Source organism: Acerihabitans sp. TG2, from assembly GCF_035013185.1.
Taxonomy (GTDB): domain Bacteria; phylum Pseudomonadota; class Gammaproteobacteria; order Enterobacterales; family Enterobacteriaceae; genus Acerihabitans.
In genome coordinates this window covers 45,647-64,657 of record NZ_JAYGJO010000019.1, presented here as the reverse complement: position 1 = coordinate 64,657, position 19,011 = coordinate 45,647, and the positions used below count along the sequence as shown (strand labels likewise).

The window sequence follows — 19,011 nt, the reverse complement described above, 5'->3', positions numbered from 1 at the left end:
CAACTGTTACGTTTAACCTTGCCTATATGAAAAAAATAAATTGTATAACAATTTTTGAGAGTGGCAGGTGACGTCTATTGAAACAATAAAATTTTACATAAATGTTATTTATCAGTATTTTAATACTAATTTCTGGTAAAAACCAATCCATTTCATTCCCCTTTAAATGAAAAAAATATTTCTAATATTTGATCATTATCTCATAAATGAAATTTATATTTTATTGTGTGTTTTTTTGATTAACGAAATACCTATAATCATTCCATATATTTCATAACCCGATGAGTCACCACATCATAACCCTACGTCTTTCTGGGATCCTCTATGGACCGGCCATCATACCGGCCGATGGGGCGCCAACTGGCCAGGGGCAACGGAAGGGAAACATGAACAAAATCAGATTGACTGTGGCACAAGCGCTGGTACGTTTTTTAGATAATCAGTATGTCGAGGTTGACGGCGTCGAAACGAAATTCATCAAAGGCATTTTTGCCATCTTCGGCCATGGTAATGTTCTGGGGCTTGGGCAGGCACTGGAGCAAGATTGCGGGCAATTGCATATCCATCAAGGCCGTAATGAGCAAGGCATGGCCCATGCGGCCATAGGCTTTGCAAAACAGTCTTTGCGGCGGCAGATTTACGCGTGCACCTCTTCCGTCGGTCCCGGCGCCGCCAATATGATTACGGCAGCGGCCACCGCCACCGCCAACCGCATTCCACTGTTGCTGCTGCCCGGTGATGTTTATGCCACCCGCCAACCCGATCCGGTGCTACAGCAAATTGAACAATCCTATGATCTGAGCATCAGCACCAACGACGCTTTTCGCACCGTGAGCAAGTATTGGGATCGGATTTCCCGCCCCGAACAATTGATGAGCGCCTGTATCAGTGCATTACGTGTTCTGACCGACCCGGCGGAAACCGGCGCGGTAACCCTTTCTCTGCCACAGGACGTCCAGGGCGAGGCGTATGATTATCCGGATTATTTTTTTCAGAAACGGGTGCATCGTATAGAGCGTCGACCACCGACGGCCAGCATGCTGGACGAGGCAGTGGAATTGTTATTGCGAAAAAGCAAACCGCTGTTGATCTGTGGCGGCGGCGCTAAATACTCGGACGCCGGACAGGCATTGCGGGAATTTGCCGAACGCTACCACATCCCCTTCGCCGAAACCCAGGCAGGAAAAGGCACGCTGCTTTCCGATCACCCGCTCAATGTCGGCGGCATCGGCGAAACCGGAACCCTGGCCGCCAACCTACTGGCCAAAGAGGCGGATTTGATTATCGGCGTCGGCACGCGTTATACCGATTTCACCACCTCATCCAAATGGATTTTCCAGAATCCGACGGTTTCGTTCCTGAACCTCAATATAAACCGTTTTGACGCGTTCAAGCTTGACGGCTGCCAGATAACATCTGACGCTCGCGAAGCACTGCGTTCCCTCAATGAATGCCTGGCATCGCATGAGTGGCACGGAAACTGGGGGAATCGCATCATCGACGTGCGCAACCAGTTGCAGATAGAACGGGAACGCGTTTATGCCATTAATTACACCGGTGACGATTTTGTTCCGGAAGTGGATGATGCCTTGGACCGCAAGTCCGTCTTTGCCGAATTCAACCGCATTACCGGTTCACTACTGACGCAAAGTCGAGTATTGGGCATTGTCAATAAAACCATCCCGGCGGATGCAGTGATTGTCGCCGCCTCTGGCAGCCTGCCGGGGGATTTGCAGCGTATCTGGCGTACTACCGCGCTCCAGGGTTATCACGTGGAATACGGCTACTCCTGCATGGGCTACGAGGTCAACGCGGCACTGGGCGTCAAAATGGCCGAGCCGGAACGGGAGGTATATGCCTTGGTGGGTGATGGCGCCTTTATGATGTCCCATTCCGAACTGGTATCCTCTATCCAGGAAGGCTTAAAAATCAATGTGATACTGTTCGACAATATGGCCAACGGCTGCATCAACAATCTGCAGATAGGGCATGGCATGCACAGTTTTTTCACCGAATTCCGTTTTCGTGAAAAATCTCCATCCCGACTTGATGGTCCCTTGGTGCCGGTGGATTTTGCCAAAATTGCCGAGGGGTACGGCTGTAAAAGTTACCGGGTTAGCACGCTGGAAGAGTTGCATTATGCACTTGAAGACGCTAGGCGGCAGACCCTATCAACGTTGATTGATATCAAAGTGTTGCCGAAAACCATGATCCACGGCTATTTCAGCTGGTGGCGGGTCGGCGGTGCGCAGGTCTCCGCGAACACGGATATACAGGCCATGGCACGCATACTGGAAGAGAATATCGGCAAAGCCCGTCAGTATTGAACCCGACCTGGTTCGTCGCCGTCAGTGATACCGTCATGAACAGCCCGTGATATGACACAAGCCGGCCAAGACCGATAAATTCACTTGGCCGGTACGGGCTGTTCCAACAACTGGTCTCATGTCCGCTCACCCGCCAAAAAACCTGTTTTTTCCCGTTCATTGCCTACCGTCTCCCCTGCCCGACGACAAAGTCCATTGATGATGTGATAGCAACGATACCGCTTTATTTTTCGATATGGGCAAAAAACAGACAAACAAAAAATAAATTTCATATACATTTAGTATAGAAAATTTAAACTTTAAAAAATATTCGTAAAAAAACCATGATATTGATTTTACATCAGTAATCATCGTTTTTTTTTCACCTATTCCCTTAAATATTCAGAATATAATGACAAAAAAATGATAATAAACATAAATAAATTTATATAAATAACATAATGTTACATGCAATAGTTGAATAATCGTCCTCGGAAGCAGAAACAGAAATTTCCCTTTGGTGACAAAAAATATCCTCGAATATATGATCTTCATCTCAGAATAGAACGTTTTTTCTGTATTATTATATTATGAAATATATATTCTTATGTAGATGAAATAAAGATGTTATGAATCGACATGCGCCACGTCGCCTTTTTCCATAGGGCTATTGGGCGACGACCGGTTTGAGCATCAAACGCTTAAAATAATGTCATACAGGAGAATCAACATGACGGTGAAATTAGGAGTGATCGGTACCGGGGCCATTGGGCAGGAACATATCCGCCGCTGCAGCCAAAAATTACAAGGAGCCACAGTGGTTGCCGTTTCCGATATCGACTTCGAAAGCGCCACCCAGACCGTTAATCGACTCGGTCTGGATGCGGTAGTACTGCAAAACGGCGAACAGGTTATCAATGCCACCAATGTGGACGCACTGATTATCACATCCTGGGATCCCACCCACGAAGAATTCGTTTTGCAGGCTATCGCCGCCGGTAAGCCAGTGTTTTGTGAAAAACCACTGGCTGTCACTGCCGACGGCTGCAAACGCATCGTCGACGCTGAAATCGCTCAAGGCCGACGCCTGGTGCAAGTCGGATTCATGCGGCCATACGATGAAGGTTACCGGGCGTTGAAAAAGGTCATCGATAGCGGCGAAATTGGTCAACCGTTGATGCTCCATTGTGCCCATCGCAACCAGAAAGTGGATGAAAATTACACTACCGACATGGCCATTACCAATACCATGATCCATGAACTGGACGTATTACGCTGGCTGCTTGATGATGATTATGTTTCCGCCCAGGTCATTTTTCCACGTGCCAGCCCCCATACCCACGCCAAATTGCGCGATCCACAGATCGTTTTGCTGGAGACCGTTAAAGGCGCCCGCATTGACGTTGAGATTTTCGTTAACTGTCAGTACGGTTATGACATACAAACCGAAGTCGTGGGTGAGGACGGCATCGCCAGCCTGCCAGAACCGTCCAGCGTATTACTGCGCAGCAAAGCCAAGCTCTCGCATACTATCCTCACCGACTGGAAAGACCGTTTTATCGACGCCTATGACGTCGAACTGCAAGACTTTATTGACGGAGTGACCCATGCGGAACTGACCGGCCCCTCAGCTTGGGACGGGTATGCCGCGTCGGTGGCCGCGGACGCCTGCATCGCAGCGCAAAAGAAATCTGGCGTGGTGAGTATTTCTTTGCCGCCTCGCCCGGCTTTTTACCGACGTTAGGTGGAAATACCTTTTGTTATGCGCAGCAAGAATCTGCGCGGGACTTTCATTCGGTTAATGCTCTATTCAAGGTGTCTTTATCATGGATAAAAACAAAGTCAAACTCGCCATTGCCCCCATTGGTTGGACCAATGACGACATGCCAGATTTAGGGAAGGAAAATACATTCCAGCAGACGGTCAGCGAAATGGCGCTGGCCGGATTTACCGGCAGCGAAGTAGGCAGTAAATATCCTCGGGATCCCAACATTCTCAAACCGATGCTGGATATCCGCGGTATTCAAATCTGTAATGCCTGGTTCAGCACTTTTTTTGCCGACGGACTAAAAGCCAAAACCCTCGATGAATTTATTACCCATAGGGATTTTCTCCATGCCATGGGCGCAAAAGTGATTGGCTGTTCCGAGCAGTCGCGCAGTACTCAAGGTACACCCAAACCGGTACTGGAAGGCAGGCCTATTTTTACCGACAACGAGTGGAACTTGGTGGCCAGTGGCTATAATGAACTGGCGGATCTTGCCGCCGAAAAAGGAATGACCGTCGGCCTTCATCATCATATGGGCACCGGTATTCAGACCACCAAGGAAATAGATCGGTTTATGGATCTGGTGGACGACGATGTTTACCTGCTTTATGACACCGGCCATGCGTATTACTCAGAGGGCTCGCAGGAAGCCATGCTGCATATCCTGGAAAAATACCTGCCACGCATCAATCACGTTCATTTAAAAGATGTGCGGGATAAGGTCGTGGCCGAGGTTCGCGCCCATAAACTCAGTTTCCTCGATGGCGTGAAAAAAGGGACCTTTACCGTACCGGGCGATGGCGTGATTGATTTCAAACCCGTATTTACATTACTGGACAATTTTGGTTATCAAGGATGGATCGTGGTGGAAGCAGAACAAGATCCCGCCAAAGCCAATCCCTTCGAATATGCCGTTAAAGCCAGGCGATATATTCGTGAGGTTGCAGGCATTTAATTTTTTTGAACTCTTGAATGGCGACGAATGACTTTTTCGTAAGGCATTTTTTGCCCGGCGGTTAGGCTACCCGCGGTGACGTATTTTACGGGTAAAAAAAGCTTGGGAAATCAATGATGAAAGAAATCAAAATTGGATTAGTCGGTACTGGTTATATTGGGCGCTGCCATGCAATAGCCTATGCCCAAGCGCCAACCGTTTTCCCGTTAAAAGGGAAAATAGTAACCGAGATGCTTGCAGAAATAAGTGAAGAACTGGCAAAGAAAAAAGCAAAAGATTTTGGTTTCAACCGTTATACGGCTGACTGGCATGAGTTAGTCAGCGATCCGCGCATTGATGTCGTCGATATTTGTGTTCCGAATTTTCTCCATAAAGAGGTGGCACTTGAAGCCATCAAACACCATAAACATGTCTATAGCGAGAAACCATTAGCACTGACGGTTGCCGATGCCAGGGAAATGGTTGAAGCCGCCAAACAGGCTAATGTCAAAACATTAGTGGGTTTCAATTATATGAAAAACCCGGCGGCGCAGTTAGCCAAACAAATTATTGAAAATGGCGAAATTGGCGAAATAGTTCATTTTTACGGTACCCACAACGAAGATTACCTAGCCAATCCTCAGACGCCTATTGATTGGCACTGCATAAAAGAATTAGCCGGTTTAGGCGCCCTGGGGGATCTGGCTGCGCATATCGTCAATATGGCTCACTACCTTATCGGCAATATCCGTGAAGTGGTCGGAGATATGGAAACTGTTATCGCTGAACGCCCCGATCCGAATAACCTCTCTAAGCGAGCTAAAGTTGAAAATGAGGATCAAGCGAGTGCGTTGGTCCGTTTTGAATCCGGTGTCATGGGCGTGATTGAAACATCACGCATCGCCAGTGGTTGTAAAATGGGATTAACCTACGTGGTCACCGGGACAAAGGGATCGATTGCTTACACTCAGGAGAGAATGGCTGAATTACAACTCTATCGACATGATGAGCCCGTGGAAAGACAGGGGTTCAAAACTATTTTAGTCGGGCCTTCCCACCCTGACTATGCCCCCTTTTGTGTCTCTGCCGGGCATGGATTTGGTTTCAACGACCAAAAAACCATCGAAATTAGAGATCTGATAAACGGCATTGCCGCTGGCGATAAAATGTGGCCCGACTTTGAAGAAGGATTGCGGGTCTCTACAGTATTGGAGGCTATTGCCCTGTCGTCACAGGAACGCCGGTGGGTAAAGTTATAGAATTAGACAACGGAGAAAGATAAAATAGGGCAAATAAAACCTCAGCTGACAATTTGGCTAATATCAACACGTAAAATAGGATTTATTTATTCAGTATAACCTAACTTGATGGGATCAGAGTCATACGTGTTCCAAGCCCCTTCATAATCTTTAATTTACAGATGCTAAAGATGTTTTTAGTCTCAACCGGTTAATAGAATGAAAAGGTAAAAAAATGACACTAGTAATGGATCTTAATATGCAGCAAAGGAAACGACTACATCAAATAACGTTAGTCGCTACCTTTGGTGGTTTACTTTTTGGTTATGACACGGGTGTTATTAATGGCGCCTTTACTTCCCTGAAAGAAAACATGGCACTTACCCCGACCACCGAAGGCCTCGTCATGAGCGTGCTATTAGTTGGCGCCGCGATTGGCAGTGTTTGTGGCGGCAGACTGGCTGACTATTTTGGTCGAAGAAAATATTTATTATATTTATCGTTTGTTTTCTTCTTTGGTGCCCTGATATCTGCATTATCACCCAATATTACCGTTCTATTAGTGGCTCGTTTCTTACTCGGTTATGCCGTGGGCGGAGCATCGGTTACAGCACCTACGTTTATATCCGAGGTTGCTCCCACGGAAATGCGAGGGAAACTTACTGGATTAAATGAAGTGGCCATTGTCATTGGCCAATTAGCTGCTTTTGCGATTAATGCATTCATTGGTTTTATCTGGGGAGAACAACCCAATGTTTGGCGGTATATGTTAATCGTTCAGGCAATACCGGCCACAAGTTTGCTAATTGGCATGTGGCGTGCGCCAGAAAGTCCTCGTTGGCTGGTGAGCAAAAATCGTCGAGAAGAAGCATTAGCAATCTTAAAACAAATTAGACCACCCGAAAGAGCGATCAAAGAATTTGAAGATATTGTAACATTAATAAGTATTGAAGCAGAAAAGAAATTGCACTCGAAAGGATCGCTGTCAGTTATTTTCAATACACCTTGGATCTTAAAATTAATCCTGATTGGTATCGCTTGGGCAGCCTTGCAACAGACAACCGGGGTGAATGTTATTATGTATTATGGCACGGAAATACTCCGAACTGCTGGATTTTCCGAAAGAACTTCGCTGATATGTAATGTTCTGAATGGCGTCTTTTCCGTCGGCGGTATGATCATCGGGGTTGCGTTTCTTGTTGACCGGTTTAAACGCAAGACACTGATTATTGCCGGTTTCGCCCTTATGGCAACATTACATCTGATCATAGCAGGTGTTGACTATACTCTGGTCGGTGAGATAAAAGCCACGGCAATTTGGCTGCTAGGGGCCTTATTTGTCGGCGTTATGCAGGGTACGATGGGTTTTCTTACCTGGGTAGTATTAGCTGAACTTTTCCCATTAAAATTCCGTGGGTTATCTATGGGAATTTCAGTGTTTTTTATGTGGATAATGAATGCCATTGTCAGTTACTTGTTCCCGGTACTTCAGGCGAAATTCGGGTTGGGGCCAGTGTTCTTGATTTTTGCGGTCATCAACTATCTGGCCATTATATTTGTGGTCACCGCCTTACCGGAAACATCGAACAAATCACTAGAGCAATTAGAGGAAGAACTGTCTGCCGGAAGATAGTAAAAAAGAGTGTTTCATGATAATTAAATAAATTATATCGCTATGGAGACAGAGTATGATAGATAATATTTCAATTGATAATCTTCATTTAGGCTGTCAAGCAAAAAATAAGGCCGCCGTCTTGGATATGGTCGGTAAAATTTTTATGGAAAAGGGATATGTCGATCAGGACTGTATTGCTTTTCTTAATGAAAGAGAGCGGCAAGTTTCTACGTTCTTGGGTAATGGCATTACCCTTCCCCACCTGCCTAAATCGGCCACTAGTATTATTGTAAAAAAAGGCATTGAGATTTTTCAATTTCCTGATGGTATCAGGTGGGATCGAAGCACCGTAATGTTTATTACCATTGGTGTTATCGCTAAAGAACAGGAGCATATTGATGTACTAAAACAGGTTGCATCTATATTTAGTGATGAAATTATTGCTAATGCACTTTCGCTCATCTCAAATAAAGAGGATTTTTTTCGTATTATCAATCGAGGATAATGGCATTTTGCATAACCAACATACTCATAGATGCCGGCCAACTGGCCGATATCTATGAGTCTTCCTTGTTCCGTATTTTCTCGCGTAACGCGGCATAACAGGTAACATGGCAGTATCAACGAAAGATTTTTATCTATCGCAAAATCTGTCGCCTGACACACAACCACTTTGCCAGCGCTTATGGGGTCGACGGCCTTTTTCCACTGTCAACACGCTGTGACCGCACCCCTTTTCGTTTCAACAACAATGCTTTCACAAAATAAGAAACACCATGCCACCAGATGACACTCACGCAAAGAGTGCAGAATGATGCATTTTTGCACTCTGACGGTGCCAACCTTGTCATTCAAGGGTTGCGGTTGCCAGCGGTGAGTCGAAATTGTTCTATGGTAAGCAACATGCTTCGCTGTCTGCCAACGCAGGCCACCCCGGAGCTTTCTTATTTTGAGAAACCTAGTGTCGAAAATCAGTAATGATGCTTTCTGCGCGTTGGCGCTGCTCTTGCTACAGCTATGCCATCTACTTTCGTTGATTACCTTTTAATTTATCGATGGAGAATGGCATGACTCGTTACCTGGCAAGACAGATTCGCAAGTATGCATTAACCGCATTACTGTTGGGTTGCACAACTTACAGCTATGCGGGTAAACAGAACGACACTCTGGTTTATGCCTCTGATAACGAGGTAGAAAATGTCAGCCCCTACCATAATAACTTACGTGAAGGGGTTATCCTCGCGCACATGGTATGGGACACACTACTCTATCGTGATCCCAAAAGTGGTGAATACAAACCTGAGCTGGCAACGGACTGGAAATGGGAATCGCCGACCGTGCTGCTACTGCATCTGCGCAAAGGCGTGACCTTCCACAACGGCGATCCCTTTAGCGCTGATGATGTGGTGTACACCTTCGAGAACATCGCCGGCCCTAATACCGCCTCCGTGATACCGCAAAGTGTCGACTGGATCGATCATGTCGAGAAAGTTGATGACTACACCGTGCGTCTGCATCTGAAACAGCCTTTTCCGGCAGCATTGGAGTATCTCGCCGGTCCGACGCCAATTTATCCGGCGAAATATTTCCAACAGGTGAAACTCGAAGGCTTTAGCAAAGCCCCCATCGGCACCGGGCCTTACAAGATTGTCAAAATCATTCCCGGACAAGAGGTCGATATGGTAAAAAACCCAGATTACTTCAAAGCGAGTCCACAGGGGCAACCGAAGATCGGTAAGGTGAACTTTGTGGTGATCCGCGATCCGGAGGCCCGTGTCGCCCAACTGATGACCGGTCAGGTGGACTGGATCTGGCGTGTGGCAGCCGATCAGATCGAGCCGTTATCTACGATGCCGAATATCGCGGTAAAAAGTGGCGAAACCATGCGCGTCGGTTTCCTCGACCTGAATATCCATGCCAATGGACCCACCGGTATGCCGTTAAAAGATCTTCGGGTGCGTCAGGCAATTAACTATGCGATCAACCGTCAAGGGATTGTCGATAATCTGGTGCGCGGTGGCAGTCAGCCGGTGTACTCCGCGTGTTTTCGCACTCAGGTCGGCTGTAATGACAGTAAAGTGATCCGCTATAACTACGATCCGGCCAAAGCCAAACAGTTACTGGCACAGGCAGGTTATGCCAATGGTTTTGATACCGATCTGTGGGCTTATCGCGATCGCGACTACGCGGAAGCCATTATCGGCGATCTGCGTAAAGTCGGTATTCGTGCCCGTCTGCACTTTGTGCAATATTCAGTTATGGCGAGTGCCCTGAGCTCCGGCCAGGCACCCATGGCGTTTAATACCTGGGGTTCGTTCTCGATTAATGATGTTTCAGCCTTCACCACACCCTTTTTTGGTGGTAAAGGCAGTGATATCTGGAAAGACAGCGAACTGACCGCGATGCTGAAAAAGGCCGACGCCACTGTCGATCCACAACAGCGTAGCGAGCAATATGCACAGGCGTTGGGTCGCATTTCTTCCCAGGCCTATCTGGCACCGTTGTTCTCCTACTCCACCCATTACGCGTTTAACGCTGATCTGAACTTTCAGGATTGGCCGGATGAATTGCCGCGTTTCGCGTTGTCCAGCTGGAAGTGATGTGTTGTCGGGCAAGACTGATAGTTTGCCCGACCCGCCCTGCCTCATAAGGAGCTAGCAATGGTCCGTTTTATCTTTCATCGGCTGGTGGTGGCACTGGCGGTGCTGTTTACGGTTGCGGTGGTCAGCTTTTCGCTGCTGCATCTTTCCGGAGATCTGGCGATGGCGATTGCCGGTCCTGATGCCAGCGCGGATGCCGTCGAACAGATCCGCATCCAAAACGGGCTGAATCAGCCGCTGTTGATACAATTCTCCCACTGGTTCTGGTCAGCGCTGCATCTGGATTTTGGTCGCTCGTTTTATTTTGCCAATACCGTGATGGAACTGGTTGGCCAGCGCATGCCGATCACGCTGCGGCTCGGTGGTGTGGCACTGTTGCTGGCGCTGATCGTGGCTATCCCGCTTGGTGTGCTGGCGGCGGTATTTCGTGACACTTGGGTCGATCGCTGTGCGATGTTTATCGCAGTGCTGGGGCAGGCAATACCAAACTTCTGGTTTGCGCTGGTCTTGATTTTACTCTTCGCGGTAGATCTGAAGTGGTTACCGGTAGCGGGAAACGGCAGTTGGCAACACTTTGTCCTGCCCGCGGTGGCATTGGGTTACTACGCCATGCCCTCACTGATGCGCCTGACCCGCTCCGGCATGCTCGATGTATTGGGTGCCGATTATATCCGCACCGCTCACGCCAAAGGGTTGAGCCCGTTTAAAGTGGTGGTGAAACACGGTCTGCGCAACGCGATTATTCCCGTGGTTGCGTTGGCTACTGTGGAACTGGGTTTCATGCTTGGCGGGTCGGTGGTTATTGAATCCGTCTTTTCTTTACAGGGTCTGGGACAACTTGCCTGGGATTCCATATCCCGTAACGACTTCCCGGTCGTCCAGGCCATCGTGCTGATCATCGCCGTATTTTACATCGGTCTGACCTTCTTGGCAGATGTGCTCAATGCGCTATTGGATCCCCGGTTACGGAGTAAATAAGGAGCAACGATGAAAACGTTAACGGCAGAAACGATGAAAAACAGCGTCGCCCCACATACCGATCTGTTGCCGGAGCCTGGGCCATGGCCGCGTTGGTGCCGCAAAATCCTTGGCCACCACAGCATGACGTTGGGGGTGGTGATACTCGGCACTATTATGTTACTGGCGATGTTGGCACCACTGATAAGCCCGCACGATCCTTATGCGCAGGATGTGAGTCATCGTCTGATACCACCCATTTGGCAACAAAAAGGCAGTTGGGAGCATCTATTGGGTACCGACAAACTGGGTCGCGACTATCTTAGCCGCCTGTTATATGGCGCGCGGGTGTCGCTGACCATCGGCCTGGTATCGGTAATGTTGTCAGGATCTATCGGCATTACCCTGGGTGTGCTGGCTGGCTATTTCGGTGGCCGGATTGATGCGCTGGTCAGCTATATTCTCACCGTACGCCTGGCCATGCCGGTGATCCTGGTGGCGCTGGCGCTGGCATCACTGGTTGGCGGCTCCGTTAAGGTGGTGATTGTCTTGCTGGGGCTGCTGCTCTGGGATCGTTTTCTGATTGTATCACGCTCGGTCACCCACCAATTGCGCGAGGCAGAGTTTATCGCTGCCGCCAAAACCCTGGGTGCGTCATCGCTGTTCATTATGCTGCGGGAAATTCTGCCCAATCTGATTGGACCACTTACCGTCGTCGCAACCCTGGAAATTGCTCACGCCATCTTGCTCGAAGCCACCCTGTCTTTTCTCGGCCTGGGCGTCCAACCGCCAATGCCCTCATGGGGACTGATGGTCGCAGAAGGTAAGGCATATATGTTCTTTCAACCCTGGGTGATTCTGATCCCGGGCGTGGTGCTGGCACTGCTGGTACTGAGTATTAATCTGGTGGGTGACGGCCTGCGCGATGTCACGGCATTAGACGGCCGCAATTAAGGGTAACACTATGAGTCAATATGATATCAGCCCACAGGCGCCGCTGCTGGAGGTGAGAAATCTGCGGGTCGATTTGCACACGTCGCGCGGCACCCTGCACGCGGTACGCGGCATTGATTTCCAGGTACAACGAGGCGAAATGCTCTGTCTGGTGGGCGAATCGGGCTGTGGTAAATCAATGACCTCACTGGCATTGATGGATCTATTGCCTCGCAATGCTCAGCGCCACGCCGACAGTTTGCGGTTTAAAGGTGCGGATCTGCTCTCCTTGAAGCGTCGCGAGCGCACGGCAATGCGTGGGAATGAGATGTCGATGATTTTTCAAGAACCCATGACCTCACTTAACCCGTCATACACCCTGGGCGAGCAGCTGTGTGAAACACTGCTGGCCCATCGTAAAGTTTCCCGCGCCGAAGCGCGCGATCGTGCAGTCTACCTCATGGAGCGCGTCGGCATCCCGCTGGCGGCAGATAGATTGAAACAGTACCCGCACCAGCTTTCCGGTGGGCTGCGTCAGCGCATTATGATCGCCATGTCGCTGATGTGCGGACCGGATTTGATTATTGCCGATGAACCCACCACCGCACTGGATGTGACCATTCAGGCGCAAATACTGCGCATGCTGCGCCAGTTGCAGCAGGAATTGGGGATGGCGGTGATCTTTATTACTCACGATTTAGGGGTAGTGGCGCGAATTGCCGATCGGGTGGCGGTGATGTATGCCGGACAGGTGGTGGAGACCGCACCGGTGATGGAGCTGTTCCATCAACCTCAGCATCCTTATACCCGTGGCTTGCTCGGATGTATTCCGCGGTCCGGCCGTACCCTGCCCGGTCAACCATTACAAACCATCCCCGGCGTAGTGCCGAATCTCACCGGCCCACAACAGGGTTGCGCGTTTCGCAACCGCTGCCATCAGTGTCAGGATGACTGCTGCGAGAATCCCCCTTATCTGCCGGTGAGCGCACACCATCAGGTGCGTTGTGTCCGGCCATTGCCCCTCGGGGAGACGGTATGACAACGATAACCGAACCCAGCCGCACATTGCCGCATATTGCGGGTAACGGTGATATTGCACTGGAACTCTGCGCCCTGAGCCGCAGTTTTCGCCTGAATCGCGGGTTATTTAAGGCACCCGGCGAGATCCTGGCGGTGGACAATGTTTCGCTGCGTATCCGGCGCGGTGAGACCCTGGGTCTGGTGGGCGAATCGGGCTGTGGCAAGAGCACGCTGGCGAAAATGCTGCTGGGCCTGCTGGTCCCCACCGCCGGCAATGTACTGATTGAAGGCCGAGAGATCAACACGGTGGATAGGCGCGAAATGAGTGCACATATTCAGCCTATTTTTCAGGATCCCTACTCGTCACTCAACCCGCGTCGCACGGTATCCGATGTGGTGGAAGTGGCGCTGCGGCTGCATAACATCGGCACCCCGGCAGAAAGAAAAAAACAGGTACGCGACATGCTAGAGAGAGTGGGAATGCCATCGCGCACCCACAGTCAGTATCCGGGCCAGCTTTCCGGCGGGCAGCGCCAGCGCGTGGCCATTGCCCGGGCGCTCATTCTGCGGCCGGACATCCTGATCTGCGATGAACCGACCTCGGCACTGGATGTCTCGGTACAGGCACAAATCCTCAATCTACTACTGGCGCTGAAACAGGAGTTCGGCCTGACCTATCTGTTTATCAGTCACAACCTGTCGGTAGTGGAGCATCTTGTCGACCATGTAGCCGTCATGCGCAAAGGGCGAATTGTTGAACAGGGCACGCGAGAACAGATTTTCAGCCAGCCGCGACACCCCTACACCCAGGCACTGCTGGCATCAGTACTGACCCCTGAGCCAGGATTGGGGATCCCGGACATTACGATTATCCCCTAATGACCAATAGGAGCAAAATGTGACACGTGATAGCACTGTGCAGGCAGCGTTGGATTATTTTCACGGCGGTGAATTTCGCAAAACGCTAACCCGCCGCATCGCATACCAGACCGAGAGCGAGAATCCGCAGCAGGCTCCAGCGATAATGGCATATCTTAGCGATGAGATAACTCCGCAGCTGGAATCGCTAGGATTTAGCTGCCAGATCATCGCCAATCCGCAAACCGGTAAAAACCCTTTTCTGCTGGCGCGTCGCCTGGAAGCGGACGCCGATTTCACCTTGCTAACCTACGGCCACGGCGATGTGGTTTTGGGTGATGACGCCAACTGGCATCTCGGCCTATCACCCTGGGAACTGCACGCCGAAGGTAACCGCTGGTATGGTCGCGGCACCGCCGATAATAAGGGACAACACAGCATTAACCTTGCAGCGCTGGCTATCGTGCTCAACGCCCGTGGCGGACGACTGGGCTACAACGTCAAACTCATCTTTGAAATGGGTGAAGAAGGTGGCTCTCCCGGCCTTGAACAGGTATGTCAACAATACCGCGACTGGCTGGCGGCAGACCTGTTTATCGCTTCGGATGGCCCGCGCGTCTCGGCGGAACGACCGACGCTGTTTCTCGGTTCCCGTGGGGTATTTAATTTTTCGTTACAGGTCAAACTGCGTGACGGCGCGCATCACTCTGGCAATTGGGGTGGCCTGTTAAGTAATCCAGGCATCCGCCTGGCCCATGCTATTGCCTGCCTGGTGGACGCCAATGGCCGTATTCAGGTGCCAGAACTGCTGCCCGCGCCACTGTCCGCAACGATACGCCATCACCTGGCAGGTCTGGAACTGGGTACGGCACCCGGTGACCCCCAGATCGCGCCATGCTGGGGAGAACCCGGTTTAAGCGCGGCAGAGAAGCTGTATGGCTGGAACACCCTGGAGACGCTGGCGTTTACCACCGGCAACCCGGCTAAACCCGCCCACGCCATCCCGCCGTCGGCGTTGGCACACTGTCATATGCGTTACGTCCCGGGTAGCGATGTCGATCACTTTGCCGAGCATATCCGGCACCATCTGGACCGCCACGGTTTTAGTGATGTGGCCATCCTCGGGCCGGTAAACTGTTTTAAAGCCACCCGCATCGACCCCGACAATGCCTGGGTGCGCTGGAGTGTCGCCTCCATTGACCGTTCCGTGGGTAAAACCGCAGCGGTACTGCCTAATTTCGGCGGTGGTTTACCTAACGCCTGCTTCCTTGATACCTTTGGTGTACCGACGCTGTGGATCCCGCATTCCTACCCGGCCTGCTCTCAGCACGCACCCAATGAACACCTGTTGGCCGATGTGGCCTGCGAAGCACTACAAATGATGACCGGCCTGTTTTGGGATCTTACCGAACAGGTGCAGGCGCTGGCGTGCGACCGTCATGGCTGATAGAACGGAGGTTAAATGCACAACACCGAGATTCGCTACTTTATGGCGGTGGTCAGTACCGGTTCCATTAGCGCTGCCAGTCAGCAACTGTTTGTCGCCATCTCCGCCATCAGTCGGCAAATCCAGCGGCTGGAAAACCGGCTGGGGGTCACACTGTTTGAACGCAGTCCTCGCGGGATGCAGTTAAACGACTCCGGACATATTCTGGCCAACCATGTGCGTCGCAGTATGGCGGATATGGAGTTGGTGATGGCCGAACTCAAAGGAATAAAGGCAGCGGATCAAACCACGATTCGGGTGGTTTGTACTGACGGTCTGGCATTTACTCTACTGCCAAATCTGATGGCGCGTTTTCGCCAACTGCACCCCCGCGTCAGCTTCTTTCTCTCGGTCGGCACCGCCAGGCAGGTGCCGGATTTAGTCCGTAATGGCGAATGCGATCTGGCGATTAAATTCAGTCTGGCGCCTGAAAGTGGTGTGGAAGTGCTGGCCTCGTTTCCGTCGCCGGTGCTGGTGTTTATGAAAGCCGATCACCCGCTGGCAACCCGTGATATCCAACTGGCTGACCTCAATGCCTGGCCGATCGTGTTGCCCGATCAGTCGGCGACTATCCGCCAGTTATTCGATCTCTCATGTCGCATGAACAATGTGTTTATCGATCCGATATTCACCAGCAACCATTTTTCCACCCTGTATGAATTTGTACGTCAAACCCCCAATGCCATTAGCGTTAGCAGCCATTATTCCATTCTTTGCAGTGCCCGTCAGGATGGTATGACGATAAAAACCATTAATCGCGATCAGCTCAGTCAGCGCACCTTGCAGCTACAGACCGAAATGGGCAAACCGCGCACGGCCATCCTCAATACCTTTTTTTCTTTTCTCAAGCAGGAGTTGCACACCCTCGATCAGCAGTGTCGTCAGGATTTTGCCTTACAATTTCGCTAAACAAAAAACAGTACCCGGCAATCCCTTGCCGGGTACTGTCAGCCGTCAGAGACCGTGACTGCTTAACCATCACGGAAAATATAGCTGTAGGCGCTAAGAGCCGGCGCACCGCCGAGATGGGCATACAGTACTTTGGAACCGTCAGGAAACTCGCCGTTACGCACCATATCAATCATGCCCTGCATGGATTTGCCTTCGTAAACCGGATCGGTCAGTACGCCTTCAGTACGGGCGCACAGACGAATCGCTTCCAGGGTGCCTTCGTTCGGTAAACCATATTCCGGGCCCCCATAACGGGTATCGAGCACCACGTCCTCTTCGGTAATGTCGCGACCCAGTTCTACCAGGGTTGCCGTGTGCTGCGCAATACGCAGGATCTGAGCTTTGGTTTGCTCCGGCTTCGCCGAGGCATCAATGCCGATAACCTGACGTGAACGACCATCAGCGGCAAAACCGACCACCATGCCAGCCTGAGTACTGCCGGTCACCGAACACACCACGATATAATCAAAGGTAAAACCCAGCTGTTTTTCCTGCTGGCGAACTTCCTGTGCAAAACCAACAAAACCCAGGCCACCGTAGGGATGCTCTGAGCAGCCAGCCGGGATGGGGAACGGCTTACCGCCGTTTTGCGCCGCTTCATCCATCGCCTTCTTCCAACTGTCACGAATGCCAATATCAAAACCGGCAGCATCAAGACGCACATCGGCACCCATAATGCGTGAAAGCTCAATATTGCCAACGCGGTCATACACCGCATCGGCATAGTTCACCCAGTGTTCCTGAACCAGCACACACTTCATGCCCAGATGCGCCGCTACCGCGGCAACCTGGCGGGTCTGGTTTGACTGGACACCACCGATAGACACCAGAGTATCGCAACCCTGTGCCAGCGCTTCGGGGATCAGATATTCCAATTTACGGATTTTGTTACCACCAAATGCCAGGCCGCTGTTACAGTCCTCACGTTTGGCATAAATGTCAACTTTCCCCCCTAATTCAGCGCTCAGGCGTTTCATTGGCGTAATGGGCGATGGACCAAAAGTCAGAGGGTAACGAGGGAATTTTTCCAGATTCATCATTTATCTCCGGTATCAGGAATGGCTTGCTATTCATTTCTGCAGCGCTAGCAGTTTCGGTTTACCCACTAACAATACCGGAGTGGTGATTTTTGTAAATTTCGTTTTTTTCTTATTTTACGTAATAAATAAACGTATAAACAAAAATAGTTTACTAAAATTTCTTTTTATCTAAATTATGCACAATAAAATTAATCATCGCCAGGTGAATGAGAAAAAAAAACCTCAATAAAAATAATATTAACCTTAAAATTCAATTAGTTAAAATGAAAAATTTTGCCATTTTCGTACAGACTTACACGGCATTTCATTACCAGTATCCGGTTACGCGGATTGACTCTACTGGCGGCAGTCAATATGGGTTAACGTCTCGTCAATGATGCGATATGTGCGCCGAACACTGGATTGCCGATTTTAGTATTGACTCGGATAAACACCTGCCGCTGTCCCTGCTGGCAGGATCATGGCTTATTCGCTCGACAGCGTGGTATTGGGGCGGGAAAATAGATTATGGAATTATAATGGGATTTGCGTAGTAGAAAAGACTTCACGCAACCCAATAAAAGAACGAATTTGACGCACGCCGGGTAAAAATAACAATTGTTCGGCATGGAGTTTATTAAAACTTTGGTTATCTGCGGTACGAATCAACATAATATAGTCAAATTCACCGCTGACCATATGACATTCCATACAGCCTCTTATTTTACTCACCGCGCCCTCAAAATCCTTAAAGGATTCCGGCGTTGAGCGATCCAGTACCACACCAATCATGACCACCAGCCCGGCATTTAGCGTCTGTGGATTGAGTAATGCCACATATTTTTTAATAAAACCCAGTTGTTTTAAGCGTTCGACCCGGCGTAAACAGGCCGGTGGGCTAAGATTGATTTTATTCGCCAGCGCCACATTGGAGACCGAACCATCAAGCTGTAAAATACGCAATATTGCCATATCAAAGCGATCCAGTGCTTTATCACTGCCCGCGACTTCTGCGTTTTTTTGCTGCTCCACTAGTGTTGCCTTCTATAATACAAAATACCGATCTTTATCATAATATATTCTTATACTTACCGTAGGTGAATTACGTGAATAGTGCCCTAACTGCATCCTGTCATTCGAAGGCAAAAAAATCAATTGTTGACCAACCAAAAAGCTTGAGATGAAGCAAATAAAAAAAGAGCAGACCGGGACGCAGGTCAAAACAGGGCTACCCATGACAGCGTGTCGCGGTGGTGATGGCAAATCCGGATAAATCAAAAACAGCGCTGGAAAATGTGACATAAAACATGATTAAGTACCTAACGT

15 protein-coding genes are annotated in these 19,011 nt (G+C 49.9%); 13 read left to right on the top strand and 2 right to left on the bottom strand.

Annotated elements, in window-relative coordinates; all coding sequences use genetic code 11:
- Positions 1-386 precede the first annotated feature (386 nt).
- The 13 genes from iolD (at position 387) to SJI19_RS16305 (ending at position 16,624) form a co-directional block, all read left to right on the top strand.
- Complete coding sequence (iolD, locus tag SJI19_RS16365; RefSeq protein WP_323479338.1) at positions 387-2,327, top strand: 3D-(3,5/4)-trihydroxycyclohexane-1,2-dione acylhydrolase (decyclizing); 1,941 nt, start codon at positions 387-389, stop codon at positions 2,325-2,327.
- 709 nt (positions 2,328-3,036) lie between these two features.
- A complete protein-coding gene (locus SJI19_RS16360) occupies positions 3,037-4,050 on the top strand; it encodes a Gfo/Idh/MocA family oxidoreductase (protein WP_323479337.1) in 1,014 nt (337 codons plus the stop codon).
- A gap of 82 nt (positions 4,051-4,132) precedes the next feature.
- On the top strand, positions 4,133-5,029 hold the full coding sequence (gene iolE / locus SJI19_RS16355) for a myo-inosose-2 dehydratase (RefSeq protein ID WP_323479336.1): 897 nt from the start codon (positions 4,133-4,135) through the stop codon (positions 5,027-5,029).
- A gap of 116 nt (positions 5,030-5,145) precedes the next feature.
- Positions 5,146-6,267, top strand: coding sequence for a Gfo/Idh/MocA family oxidoreductase (locus tag SJI19_RS16350; protein ID WP_323479367.1), 1,122 nt, complete (start codon positions 5,146-5,148; stop codon positions 6,265-6,267).
- A gap of 214 nt (positions 6,268-6,481) precedes the next feature.
- The gene (locus SJI19_RS16345) at positions 6,482-7,879 is read left to right on the top strand and encodes a sugar porter family MFS transporter (RefSeq protein ID WP_323479335.1); all 1,398 of its coding nucleotides are present in this window, start codon (positions 6,482-6,484) and stop codon (positions 7,877-7,879) included.
- 55 nt (positions 7,880-7,934) lie between these two features.
- Positions 7,935-8,366: a PTS sugar transporter subunit IIA gene (locus SJI19_RS16340; protein ID WP_323479334.1), complete on the top strand. Its 432-nt coding sequence runs from the start codon at positions 7,935-7,937 to the stop codon at positions 8,364-8,366.
- Between the two features lie 562 nt (positions 8,367-8,928).
- Positions 8,929-10,461 carry an ABC transporter substrate-binding protein gene (locus SJI19_RS16335; protein ID WP_416347555.1) on the top strand — a complete coding sequence of 511 codons (1,533 nt, stop codon included), beginning with the start codon at positions 8,929-8,931 and terminating at the stop codon, positions 10,459-10,461.
- A 60-nt stretch (positions 10,462-10,521) separates the two neighbouring features.
- Positions 10,522-11,439, top strand: coding sequence for an ABC transporter permease (locus tag SJI19_RS16330; RefSeq protein WP_323479332.1), 918 nt, complete (start codon positions 10,522-10,524; stop codon positions 11,437-11,439).
- A gap of 9 nt (positions 11,440-11,448) precedes the next feature.
- A complete protein-coding gene (locus tag SJI19_RS16325; protein ID WP_323479331.1) occupies positions 11,449-12,372 on the top strand; it encodes an ABC transporter permease in 924 nt (307 codons plus the stop codon).
- Between the two features lie 10 nt (positions 12,373-12,382).
- Positions 12,383-13,390: an ABC transporter ATP-binding protein gene (locus SJI19_RS16320; protein WP_323479330.1), complete on the top strand. Its 1,008-nt coding sequence runs from the start codon at positions 12,383-12,385 to the stop codon at positions 13,388-13,390.
- Positions 13,387-14,250, top strand: coding sequence for an ATP-binding cassette domain-containing protein (locus SJI19_RS16315; protein WP_323479329.1), 864 nt, complete (start codon positions 13,387-13,389; stop codon positions 14,248-14,250). The genes SJI19_RS16320 and SJI19_RS16315 overlap by 4 nt, the downstream gene beginning before the upstream one ends.
- Positions 14,251-14,269: 19 nt before the next feature.
- Positions 14,270-15,676, top strand: a complete 1,407-nt coding sequence (locus tag SJI19_RS16310) for a M20 family metallopeptidase (RefSeq protein ID WP_323479328.1) — start codon at positions 14,270-14,272, stop codon at positions 15,674-15,676.
- 15 nt (positions 15,677-15,691) lie between these two features.
- Positions 15,692-16,624 carry a LysR family transcriptional regulator gene (locus SJI19_RS16305; protein ID WP_323479327.1) on the top strand — a complete coding sequence of 311 codons (933 nt, stop codon included), beginning with the start codon at positions 15,692-15,694 and terminating at the stop codon, positions 16,622-16,624.
- Between the two features lie 62 nt (positions 16,625-16,686).
- On the opposite strand, the gene SJI19_RS16300 is transcribed toward SJI19_RS16305, so the two are convergent.
- Together SJI19_RS16300 and SJI19_RS16295 are read right to left on the bottom strand one after the other, a co-directional pair.
- A complete protein-coding gene (locus SJI19_RS16300; RefSeq protein ID WP_323479366.1) occupies positions 16,687-17,703 on the bottom strand; it encodes a 1-aminocyclopropane-1-carboxylate deaminase in 1,017 nt (338 codons plus the stop codon).
- A gap of 516 nt (positions 17,704-18,219) precedes the next feature.
- Positions 18,220-18,717, bottom strand: a complete 498-nt coding sequence (locus SJI19_RS16295) for an Lrp/AsnC family transcriptional regulator (protein WP_323479326.1) — start codon at positions 18,715-18,717, stop codon at positions 18,220-18,222.
- Positions 18,718-19,011: the final 294 nt, after the last annotated feature.